9 protein-coding genes and 1 riboswitch are annotated in these 10,598 nt (G+C 69.7%); of the genes, 8 read left to right on the top strand and 1 reads right to left on the bottom strand.

Annotation, left to right across the window (positions count from 1 at the left end):
• Positions 1-61 precede the first annotated feature (61 nt).
• From shc to ACFWFI_RS35690, 7 genes are all read left to right on the top strand, one after another.
• Positions 62-2,074 carry a squalene--hopene cyclase gene (gene shc / locus ACFWFI_RS35660; protein ID WP_387398608.1) on the top strand — a complete coding sequence of 671 codons (2,013 nt, stop codon included), beginning with the start codon at positions 62-64 and terminating at the stop codon, positions 2,072-2,074.
• A gap of 4 nt (positions 2,075-2,078) precedes the next feature.
• On the top strand, positions 2,079-2,738 hold the full coding sequence (locus tag ACFWFI_RS35665) for a phosphorylase family protein (RefSeq protein WP_387398611.1): 660 nt from the start codon (positions 2,079-2,081) through the stop codon (positions 2,736-2,738).
• 6 nt (positions 2,739-2,744) lie between these two features.
• The gene (gene hpnH / locus ACFWFI_RS35670) at positions 2,745-3,764 is read left to right on the top strand and encodes an adenosyl-hopene transferase HpnH (protein WP_387398613.1); all 1,020 of its coding nucleotides are present in this window, start codon (positions 2,745-2,747) and stop codon (positions 3,762-3,764) included.
• Positions 3,765-3,977: 213 nt separating this feature from the next.
• Positions 3,978-5,888: a 1-deoxy-D-xylulose-5-phosphate synthase gene (gene dxs, locus ACFWFI_RS35675; protein WP_387398616.1), complete on the top strand. Its 1,911-nt coding sequence runs from the start codon at positions 3,978-3,980 to the stop codon at positions 5,886-5,888.
• The gene (locus tag ACFWFI_RS35680) at positions 5,885-7,279 is read left to right on the top strand and encodes an aspartate aminotransferase family protein (RefSeq protein ID WP_387398619.1); all 1,395 of its coding nucleotides are present in this window, start codon (positions 5,885-5,887) and stop codon (positions 7,277-7,279) included. The genes dxs and ACFWFI_RS35680 overlap by 4 nt, the downstream gene beginning before the upstream one ends.
• A gap of 63 nt (positions 7,280-7,342) precedes the next feature.
• Positions 7,343-7,960 (top strand): helix-turn-helix domain-containing protein, encoded by a 618-nt coding sequence (locus ACFWFI_RS35685; protein WP_387398622.1) that lies wholly within the window; start codon positions 7,343-7,345, stop codon positions 7,958-7,960.
• A gap of 68 nt (positions 7,961-8,028) precedes the next feature.
• On the top strand, positions 8,029-8,202 hold the full coding sequence (locus ACFWFI_RS35690) for a DUF6126 family protein (protein WP_387398625.1): 174 nt from the start codon (positions 8,029-8,031) through the stop codon (positions 8,200-8,202).
• Positions 8,203-8,211: 9 nt separating this feature from the next.
• Here ACFWFI_RS35690 and ACFWFI_RS35695 read toward each other — a convergent pair whose 3' ends face one another.
• On the bottom strand, positions 8,212-9,036 hold the full coding sequence (locus ACFWFI_RS35695; RefSeq protein WP_387398627.1) for a tyrosine-protein phosphatase: 825 nt from the start codon (positions 9,034-9,036) through the stop codon (positions 8,212-8,214).
• A 434-nt stretch (positions 9,037-9,470) separates the two neighbouring features.
• Positions 9,471-9,631, top strand: a riboswitch (cyclic di-AMP (ydaO/yuaA leader).
• A gap of 3 nt (positions 9,632-9,634) precedes the next feature.
• On the opposite strand from ACFWFI_RS35695, the gene ACFWFI_RS35700 reads away from it, so the two are divergent.
• Positions 9,635-10,555 carry a M23 family metallopeptidase gene (locus ACFWFI_RS35700; RefSeq protein WP_387398629.1) on the top strand — a complete coding sequence of 307 codons (921 nt, stop codon included), beginning with the start codon at positions 9,635-9,637 and terminating at the stop codon, positions 10,553-10,555.
• Positions 10,556-10,598: the final 43 nt, after the last annotated feature.

Below are 10,598 nucleotides of genomic sequence, written 5' to 3' on the forward strand. Positions count from 1 at the left end.
GGGGCGCCCGCCGACGGAGACCCCAGCACAGCAGAGGACCAAACTGCACGAAGGGGAAGCCATGACAGCGACGACCGACGGAAGCACCGGGGCCGCGAACCTCCGCGCAGCCTCGGCCAGCGATCCGACCGAATCGACCACTGCCGCGGGCGACATTATGGCCGTCGCGCGGCAGGCCGCGGAACGCTCGGTGGAGCACCTCCTCGGCAGGCAGGACGAGCAGGGCTGGTGGAAGGGCGACCTCGCCACCAACGTCACCATGGACGCCGAGGACCTGCTGCTCCGTCAGTTCCTGGGGATCCAGGACCCGGACACCGTCAAGGCCGCGGCCCGCTTCATCCGGGGCGAGCAACTCGGCGACGGCACCTGGAACACCTTCTACGAGGGACCGCCCGACCTCTCCGCCACCATCGAGGCGTACGTCGCGCTACGGCTGGCCGGAGACAAGCCGGACGACCCCCACATGATCCGCGCGGCCGGCTGGGTCAGGGAACAGGGCGGCATCGCGGAGTCCCGGGTCTTCACCCGGATCTGGCTCGCGCTCTTCGGCTGGTGGAAGTGGGACGATCTGCCGGAACTCCCGCCCGAGCTGATGTTCTTCCCGAAGTGGGTCCCGCTCAACATCTACGACTTCGGCTGCTGGGCCCGCCAGACCATCGTGCCGCTCACCATCGTGTCCGCGAAGCGGCCCGTACGCCCCGCCCCCTTCACCCTGGACGAACTGCACACCGACCCTGCCTGCCCCAATCCACCCAAGCCCACCGCACCCGCGGCCAGTTGGGACGGCGTGTTCCAGCGGCTCGACAAGGCGCTGCACCTCTACCACAAGGTGGCCCCACGCAGGCTGAGACGCGTCGCCATGAACGCGGCCGCCCGCTGGATCATCGAACGCCAGGAGAACGACGGCTGCTGGGGCGGCATCCAGCCGCCCGCCGTGTACTCGGTCATCGCCCTGCACCTGCTCGGCTACGACCTCGACCACCCGGTCATGCGGGCGGGGCTCGCCTCGCTCGACCGGTTCACCGTATGGCGTGAGGACGGCGCCCGCATGGTCGAGGCATGCCAGTCCCCGGTCTGGGACACCTGCCTCGCCACCATCGCCCTCGCCGACGCGGGAGTGAGCCCCGACCATCCGGCACTCGTGAGAGCGGCCGACTGGATGCTCGGCGAGGAGATCGTGCGGCCCGGCGACTGGTCCGTACGCAAACCCGAACTGGCGCCCGGCGGCTGGGCGTTCGAGTTCCACAACGACAACTACCCCGACATCGACGACACCGCCGAAGTCGTCCTGGCGCTGCGTCGTGTCCGCCACCCGGATCCCGCCAGGGTCGACGCGGCCATCGAGCGCGGGGTGCGCTGGAACCTCGGCATGCAGTCACGCAACGGTGCCTGGGGAGCCTTCGACGCGGACAACACCAGCCCGTTCCCCAACCGGCTGCCGTTCTGCGACTTCGGGGAGGTCATCGACCCGCCGTCGGCAGACGTCACCGGACACGTGGTGGAGATGCTGGCCGTCGAGGGGCAGGCCGACGACCCCCGCACCCGCCGGGGCATCGAGTGGCTGCTCGCCGAACAGGAGGCGAGCGGTGCCTGGTTCGGCCGGTGGGGCGTCAACTACATCTACGGAACGGGCTCCGTGGTGCCCGCGCTGATCGCGGCGGGGCTGCCGGCCGCGCATCCCTCGGTGCGGCGGGCCGTCGACTGGCTGAAGTCCGTGCAGAACGACGACGGAGGCTGGGGCGAGGACCTGCGTTCCTATCACGAGGAGAAGTGGATCGGGCACGGCAGCTCGACCGCCTCCCAGACCGCGTGGGCGCTCCTCGCCCTGCTCGCCGCGGGGGAGCGGGAGACCAGGTCCGTGGAGCGAGGAGTCGCCTGGCTGGCCGAGACCCAGCAGGCCGACGGCTCCTGGGACGAGCCCCATTTCACCGGGACCGGTTTCCCCTGGGACTTCTCCATCAACTACCACCTGTACCGGCAGGTGTTCCCTCTCACCGCTCTCGGCCGGTACGTGTACGGCGACCCCTTCGCCACCGCTGCCGGTATCGGCGCCGGTACCGGCAAGGGGGTCTGAGCCGATGGGTGGCGCACAGGAGCCGCCCGGTCCCACCAGGCCGCTGCTGATCGCCTGCGCGCTCGGCATCGAGCGCTTCGCCCTGCGCACCGGCAGGAGGGGCGGCGAACCGGGCCCCGGCCCTGTGAGCATCATCAGGTCCGGGATGGGCCCCCGGGCCGCGGAGAACGCCGTCCGGCACGCGCTGGGACAGCCCGGGGCCGGAGGCACCGCGGTCATCGCCTCCGGCTTCTGCGCCGGCCTGGAACCCGGCATGCACCCGGGTGATCTCGTGGTGGCCGAGGAGACCCGGGACACCGGCGGCACCACGGCCTGCACCGGCACCGGCCTGCTGGTCGACGCACTGGTCAGGGCGGCTCCCGGACGTACGGTCCACACCGGCCCGCTGGCCGGCTCCGGACATGTCGTCCGGGGGCAGGAGCGGGCCGGGCTCCGGGCCACCGGTGCCATCGCGGTGGACATGGAGTCCGCCGCAACCCTCCGCACCGCCGTGCGGACGGGGCCACGCCCGGTTGCGGCCGTACGGGTGGTCGTGGACGCTCCAGAGCATGAGCTCGTCCGTATCGGCACGGTCCGCGGTGGAATATCGGCATTCCGTGTTCTTCGTGTTGTCCTTCCGGCTTTCCATGAATGGCACCGATCTTTGCTGCTCCCCAGGAGGTGAGCCCAGATGGCCATGCCGCTCCGTCAGTCCATCAAGGTTGCGACGTATCTCTTCGAACAGAAGCTCCGCAAGAGGGAGAAGTTCCCGCTGATCGTCGAGCTGGAGCCCTTGTTCGCCTGCAATCTGGCGTGCGAGGGCTGCGGGAAGATCCAGCACCCGGCCGGAGTGCTCAAGCAGCGCATGCCGGTCGCCCAGGCGGTCGGGGCGGTGCTGGAATCAGGTGCCCCGATGGTCTCCATCGCCGGTGGCGAGCCGCTGATGCACCCGCAGATCGACGAGATCGTGCGCCAGCTGGTGGCGAAGAAGAAGTACGTCTTCCTCTGCACCAACGCCATGCTGATGCGTAAGAAGCTCGACAAGTTCACCCCGTCGCCCTACTTCGCCTTCGCCGTGCACATCGACGGACTGCGCGAGCGGCACGACGAGTCGGTCGCCAAGGAAGGCGTCTTCGACGAAGCGGTGGCGGCGATGAAGGAGGCCAAGCGGCGCGGCTTCCGGGTCACGACCAACTCCACCTTCTTCAACACCGACACTCCGCAGACCGTCATCGAGGTCCTCAACTACCTCAACGACGAACTGAAGGTCGACGAGATGATGATCTCGCCCGCCTACGCCTACGAGAAGGCACCCGACCAGGAACACTTCCTGGGAGTCGAGCAGACCCGGGAGCTCTTCAAGAAGTCCTTCGCGGGCGGCAACCGCAGCCGGTGGAGGCTCAACCACTCACCGCTCTTCCTCGACTTCCTGGAGGGCAAGGCCGACTTCCCGTGCACGGCCTGGGCGATCCCCAACTACTCGCTCTTCGGCTGGCAGCGGCCCTGCTACCTGATGAGCGACGGGTACGTCCCCACTTACCGGGAGCTCATCGAGGACACCGACTGGGACAAGTACGGCCGGGGCAAGGACCCGCGCTGCGCCAACTGCATGGCGCACTGCGGCTACGAACCCACCGCGGTGCTCGCCACCATGGGGTCGCTGAAGGAATCCCTGCGAGCGGCACGGGAGACCGTCGGCGGGAGCCGGTGACGTCATGAGAGAAGGAGAGCCGGTGGCACCGGGTCTCCCGGGGCTGCCGGCCCGGCCGCTCGCGGTGCGCCGCCCCTCTCGGCGCATCCGGGTCGGGTCGGTGGGGACGCACCGGTGTCGGTGCAGTCGATGACTGGAGGAGGCGGGAGCCCCCACCGGGGTTCCGGCCGTGACCGTGAGCCGATAACAGGACCAGAGAGAGGGGGCCCGAGCGTGACGATGCTCGAATCCATCAAAGGGCCGCAGGATCTCAAGGCACTGAGCCGACCGGAACTCGGTGAACTCGCGCAGGAGATCAGGACGTTCCTCGTCGCGGCGGTGGCGAGGACTGGCGGCCATCTCGGCCCCAACCTCGGGGTGGTCGAACTCACCGTCGCCCTGCACCGGGTCTTCGACTCGCCCGTGGACCGCATCCTGTGGGACACCGGGCACCAGAGCTACGTGCACAAGCTGCTGACCGGGCGCCAGGACTTCTCCAAGCTGCGCAGCAAGGGCGGCCTCTCCGGCTACCCCTCCCGCGACGAGTCCGACCACGACGTCATCGAGAACTCCCACGCCTCCACCGTGCTCGGCTGGGCCGACGGCCTCGTCAAGGCCGACGAGGTGCTGGGGCGCGCGCGTCATGTCGTGGCGGTCATCGGCGACGGGGCCCTCACCGGCGGCATGGCCTGGGAGGCGCTCAACAACATCGCCGCGGCCAGGGACCGCCCGCTGATCATCGTGGTGAACGACAACGAGCGCTCGTACGCCCCCACCATCGGCGGCCTCGCCAACCACCTCGCCATCCTGCGCACCACCGACGGCTACGAACGCTTCCTGTCCTGGGGGAAGGGAGTGCTCCAGCAGACGCCGGTCATCGGCCAGCCGCTGTACGGGTCGCTCCACGGTGCGAAGAAGGGGTTCAAGGACACCTTCGCCCCGCAGGGCATGTTCGAGGACCTGGGCCTCAAGTACGTCGGCCCGGTGGACGGGCACGACACAGCGGCGGTCGAGTCCGCAATTCAGCGGGCCAAGCGTTTCCACGGCCCGGTGCTGGTGCACTGCATCACCGAGAAGGGCCGTGGCTATCCGCCCGCTCTGGCCGACGACGCCGACCGCTTCCACACCGTCGGCAAAATGGACCCGCTGACCTGTGAACCGCTCGTCGTGCCCGCCGCACCGTCGTGGACCTCGGTGTTCGGCGACGAGATCGCGGAGATCGGCGCCGAGCGTCCGGACATCGTCGCGATCACGGCGGCGATGCTGCACCCGGTCGGGCTGACCCGGTTCGCGGAGGAGTTCCCCGACCGGATCTGGGACGTGGGGATCGCAGAGCAGCACGCGGCGGTCTCCGCGGCGGGGCTGGCCACCGGAGGTCTGCACCCGGTCGTAGCCGTCTACGCGACCTTCCTCAACCGGGCGTTCGACCAACTGCTGATGGACGTCGCTCTGCACAGGTGCGGGGTGACCTTCGTCCTGGACCGGGCCGGTGTCACAGGGGTCGACGGCGCTTCGCACAACGGCATGTGGGACATGTCCGTGCTCCAGGTCGTCCCGGGGCTCCGGATCGCCGCCCCACGCGACGCGGACCGGCTGCGCGAGGAGCTGCGCGAGGCCGTGGACGTCGATGACGCGCCGACGGTGATCCGGTTCCCCAAGGAGTCGGTGGGGGAGTCGGTCGCGGCGGTCGGGAGGATCGGCGGGATGGACGTCCTGCACCGGTCCCCGGACCCCGACGTCCTGCTGGTGGCCGTCGGAGTGCTCGCCCCGGTCTGTCTGCAGGTCGCCGATCTGCTCGCCGGATCGGGCATCCGCTGCACGGTCGTCGACCCGCGCTGGGTCAAACCGGTCGACGAGCAACTGCCCGCGCTCGCCGGGCAGCACGAGCTGGTGGCGGTCGTCGAGGACAACAGCCGGGCGGGTGGAGTCGGCTGGGCCGTCGGACAGGCGCTGCGGGACGCAGGTGTCGACGTACCGCTTCGGACGTTCGGCATCCCCGAGCAGTTCCTCGCGCACGCCGGACGCGGTGAGGTACTCGCCGAGATCGGGCTCACGCCGGTGGAGATCGCCGGACGCATCAGCGCGGTGCTGGAGCGCCGCACGGCGGCGGTGGAGCGGAACATGCCGAAGGAGAGCGGGGCATGAAGGACCAACGGCCGGGATTCGATCTGGCGCGGCTCATCGAGGAACGGGGCGCCGAACGCTACGAGCTGCACTCGCGGCACCTCAACCACCAGCTGCCGCGGATGCTCCACACCCTCGGTTTCGACAAGGTCTACGAGCGGGCCGAGGGTGCGCACTTCTGGGACGCGGAGGGCAACGACTACCTCGACATGCTCGCCGGCTTCGGCGTGATGGGTCTCGGCAGGCACCATCCCGTCGTACGCCAGGCGCTCCACGACGTGCTGGACGCCTCGCTGGCCGACCTCACCCGCTTCGACTGCCAGCCGCTGCCCGGACTGCTGGCGGAGAAGCTGCTGGCGCACAGCCCGCACCTGGACCGGGTGTTCTTCGGCAACAGCGGCACGGAGGCGGTCGAGACCGCCCTGAAGTTCGCCCGGTACGCCACCGGCAAGCCACGGATCCTCTACTGCGACCACGCCTTCCACGGGCTGACGACCGGCTCGCTCTCCGTCAACGGGGAGAAGGGCTTCCGTGACGGGTTCGCGCCTCTGCTGCCCGACACGGCCATCGCGCTCGGCGACCTCGACGCGCTGCGACGCGAGCTGAAGCGCGGCGATGTGGCCGGGCTGGTCGTGGAGCCGATCCAGGGCAAGGGCGTCCACGCCTCACCACCCGGCTTCCTGCGTGAGGCGCAGGAACTGCTGCACCGGCACAAGGCCGTGCTCATCGCGGACGAGGTACAGACCGGGCTCGGCAGGACCGGTGACTTCTACGCGTACCAGCACGAGGAGGGAGTCGAGCCCGATCTGCTCTGCGTCGCGAAGGCGCTCTCCGGCGGCTATGTGCCCGTCGGAGCGACGCTCGGCAAGGACTGGATCTTCAAGCGCGTCTACTCGTCCATGGACCGGGTCCTCGTCCACTCGGCGAGCTTCGGGTCCAATGCCCAGGCCATGGCGGCCGGGCTCGCCGTCCTCGCGGTGATGGAGCAGGAGGAGACCGTCGCGAACGCCCGCCGCACAGGCGATCTGCTGCGGGAACGGCTCGCCGCGCTCGTGGGACGCTACGAGCTGCTGCACGACGTGCGCGGGCGCGGGCTGATGATCGGCATCGAGTTCGGCCGGCCGTCCTCCCTCAAGCTCCGCAGCCGATGGACGATGCTGCAGGCGGCCCGCAAGGGTCTCTTCGCACAGATGGTGGTGGTACCGCTGCTGCAGAAGCACCGGATCCTCACCCAGGTCTCCGGCGACCACCTGGAGGTGATCAAGCTGATTCCGCCGCTGGTCATCGGGGAGCCCGAGGTCGATCGATTCGTGGCAGCCTTCACCGCCGTCATGGATGACGCCCACAGTGGGGGCGGGCTGATGTGGGACTTCGGCAGGACTTTGGTGAAACAGGCCGTCGCCAACCGCTGAGAGCCTTTTTGCCTCTGAGGCAAATTATTTGCCTCAGAGGAAAGGTCCTGGCTCAATGGAGGCATGAATCCTCCCGACGGAGGGGTGGCCGACGAGCTCCCGGGGATCGCGCCACGCCTGCGTGACCTGCGCCGCAACCGTGGTCTCACCCTGGAGAACGCGGCCGGTCGGGCGGGGCTTTCCCCCGCCCACCTCTCCCGGCTCGAAACGGGCCGGAGGCAGCCCTCCCTGCCGATGCTGCTCGGCCTCGCCCGCGTCTACGGTACGACCGTTTCCGAGCTCCTGGGCGAGATGCCGCCCGAACGTGACGCGATCGTCCGTGGCGGTCCGCTCGAGGGCCCGGGTGGCACCGATGCGGGCGGGTGGCTCTACCGGCAGGCCGGGGGTTCTGGCCGTGCCATGCAGGCACTGCGCGTCCGCGTCCCGTACGGCACCGAAGGCGACCTCGTGCGTGTCCACCCCGGAGAGGAGTGGCTGTACGTCCTCGACGGCCGGCTGCGGCTCGTGCTCGGGGAGACCGTGCACGATCTCGACCCGGGCGACAGTGCGCACTTCGACTCACTCACCCCGCACCGGATCGCGGCGCTCGACATCAGTGGGGCGCGCCTGCTCTTCGTCCACACGCTGCTGCAGAGCCCGGCCGCCGACCTCTGCCTCGGCGGCGGGATCCACCGGCTCTGATCCCGCACGCCCCACACCGTGCGATTCCTTCGTCACCCCGGCCCGAGCGGTCGGAAGAGAGGACTGTCATGTCCGATTCGGAGTACTACGACCCGCTCACCCCGCGCAGGCCGAAGAGCGCGGACACCCAGGAGCGGCGGATGCCCCGCGGCGTCGTGATCCGGCTCATCGCCTACCTGGTGGCCGGGCACGTCATCGCGGCCTTCCTCTTTCTCCTCTTCACCGTGGCCGGCAAGGGCTGACCCCTTGCGTCACGCGTCCTCGACGAGGCGCTCACGGAGCTTCGCACGGGTCTCGTGGCTGACCTTCAGCCCTTCGAGGAGGTAGCGGTCGGTGCTGCCCCAGATCTCCTCGATGGTCGCGAACGCCGCCGCGAGGTACTCGGCGCGTGCACCGAAGAGCGGATTGAGCAGCTCCATCACCTCGTCGGACATTCCTACCGGCGAGGTGTCGCTGCGCCGCACCTTGTAGCGGCGGTGCGCGTCGTTCGACTTGAGGTAGTCGGCCTCGATGGCCTCCTTCTCGACGCCGACCGCGAGCAGCGAGACCGCGACCGACAGGCCCGCCCGGTCCTTGCCCGCCGCGCAGTGCATCAGCGCCGGCACGCTGTCCTCGGCCAGTGCGTGCAGCACGCGGCTGTGTTCGGCGGTGCGGTCCTTGATGATCGAGCGGTACGAGGCGACCATCCGCTCCGTCCCCTTGCCGCCGGCCAGGATCGAGCGCAGCTGCTGGATGTTCCCGTCGCGCACCAGCCGCCAGAACTCCGCGCCGTCGGCCGGATCCGAGAGAGGAATGCTGACATTCCGGACGCCGGGCAGCTCCACGTCGAGGCCGTCGAGCTTGTGGTCGGCGGCGTTGCGGAAGTCGAAGACCGTGTGCAGGCCGAGCCCGGCGAGGAAGGCGGTGTCGGCCTCCGTGGCGTGCGCCAGGTGGCCGCTGCGGTAGAGGCGCCCGTATCGCACGGTGCGGCCGTCCACGGTCGGAAGTCCGCCCACGTCGCGGAAGTTGCGGACGCCGGTCAGGTCGACGTCCTTCGGCTCGGGGCCGGCCGGCGGGACCTCTGGCAGCTGCGTCACAAGGGCTCCTGGAGTGTCGGGCGTCGGCGCCGCTCGCCGACGGGGGCACGCCCGCGACGATACGACATGGCTGCATCGGGCAACCGTCTCGGTCGCGTGGTGGCGGCCCATCGGATGAGGCGGCGGCCCGGCGGGTGGGGCGGTGGCCATGACATGTCCGTATTGGTGCATTTAGCAGAACATGCCCCGCTTGTACGGGAGATGGGGCGAGGTGGGTGAGCGGGATCATATCCGTGACGGTGCGTGGTGAAGACGCCGACGGGTATTCCGGACTCCGTGCGGAAAGCCAAGATCCGTAATCCACGGAGTGTGACGGGAATTTCGCACCGGAAATGAAGCATGGATTCCGGTTCGCAATCCGCGGCTTGTTCGCGGCGTCCCGGCTCGCTTACGGTCACGGTCAATCCGGACGGAACGCCTAATCCTGCCGCCGCCCGGAATCCGCACCGACTCACGTGTGGCAGGAGCGGGGGAACCAGGTAAGCCGCCGGCCGGAGGGATCCGGTACGGCTCGGGGTTAAGTCGCGCACCGCGCGGCCGGGCATCTCCAGTCCGAACCCGACAGCTCACCTCGCAGGCGCCGGAGAGGAAATTCCCCATGCCCGCAAAAGGCAAGCACCGTCGTACGAAGACCGGCCAGATCTCCCGAGGCGTCCTTGCCGCAGGGACCGGCGGCGCCGTTCTCGCGCTTCCGCTGATCGGCGCCACCGGCGCGAACGCCGCCGAGCAGGCCGCGCCGGCCAAGTCCGTCGCCGCCCACAGCGCCCCCGCCTCGGCGACGAAGGGCTCCCCGAAGACCTACTCCGTGGTCTCCGGTGACTACCTGGCGAAGATCGCGGCCGACAAGAAGGTCAAGGGCGGCTGGCAGAAGCTGTACCAGGACAACCGTGACGTCGTCGGCGAGAACCCGAGCCTGATCCTCCCGGGCATGAAGCTGACCATCGGCGCCAAGGCGTCGGGCTCCGCCGAGAAGTCCGCCGAGGCCGCGCCCTCCAAGGCCGAGGCCGCCCCGTCGAAGGCGAAGACGGCCGCTCCGGCCGAGAAGGCGGCTGCCCCGGCCGAGGAGACGGCCGCGAAGGCCGCCGACTCCAGCGCGTCGGAGAGCAACAGCTCCGGCTGGACCACCCCGGTCGAGAACCCCAACGTCACCACCCAGTACCGCGCCTCCGGCGCCAGCTGGTCCAGCGGCTACCACACCGGCTCCGACTTCCAGGCGGCCTCCGGCACCAGCGTCCGGTCCATCGGCGAGGGCACCGTGGTCTCCGCCGGCTCGAGCGGCTCGTACGGCAACGAGGTCGTCATCCAGCACAGCGACGGCATGTACTCCCAGTACGCGCACCTGTCCTCGCTCGAGGTCACGGCCGGTCAGACCGTCACCGGCGGCCAGCAGATCGGCCTCTCCGGCTCCACCGGCAACTCCACCGGCCCGCACCTCCACTTCGAGGTCCGGACCGGCCCGAGCTACGGCTCCGACGTCGACCCGATCGCCTACCTGCGTTCGCACGGCGTCTCCATCTGAGACACGCCACCTGAGGGTGGAGGAGAGGGGCGGTGCGCCGAGG

The organism is Streptomyces sp. NPDC060209 (genome assembly GCF_042728155.1).
Taxonomy (GTDB): domain Bacteria; phylum Actinomycetota; class Actinomycetes; order Streptomycetales; family Streptomycetaceae; genus Streptomyces.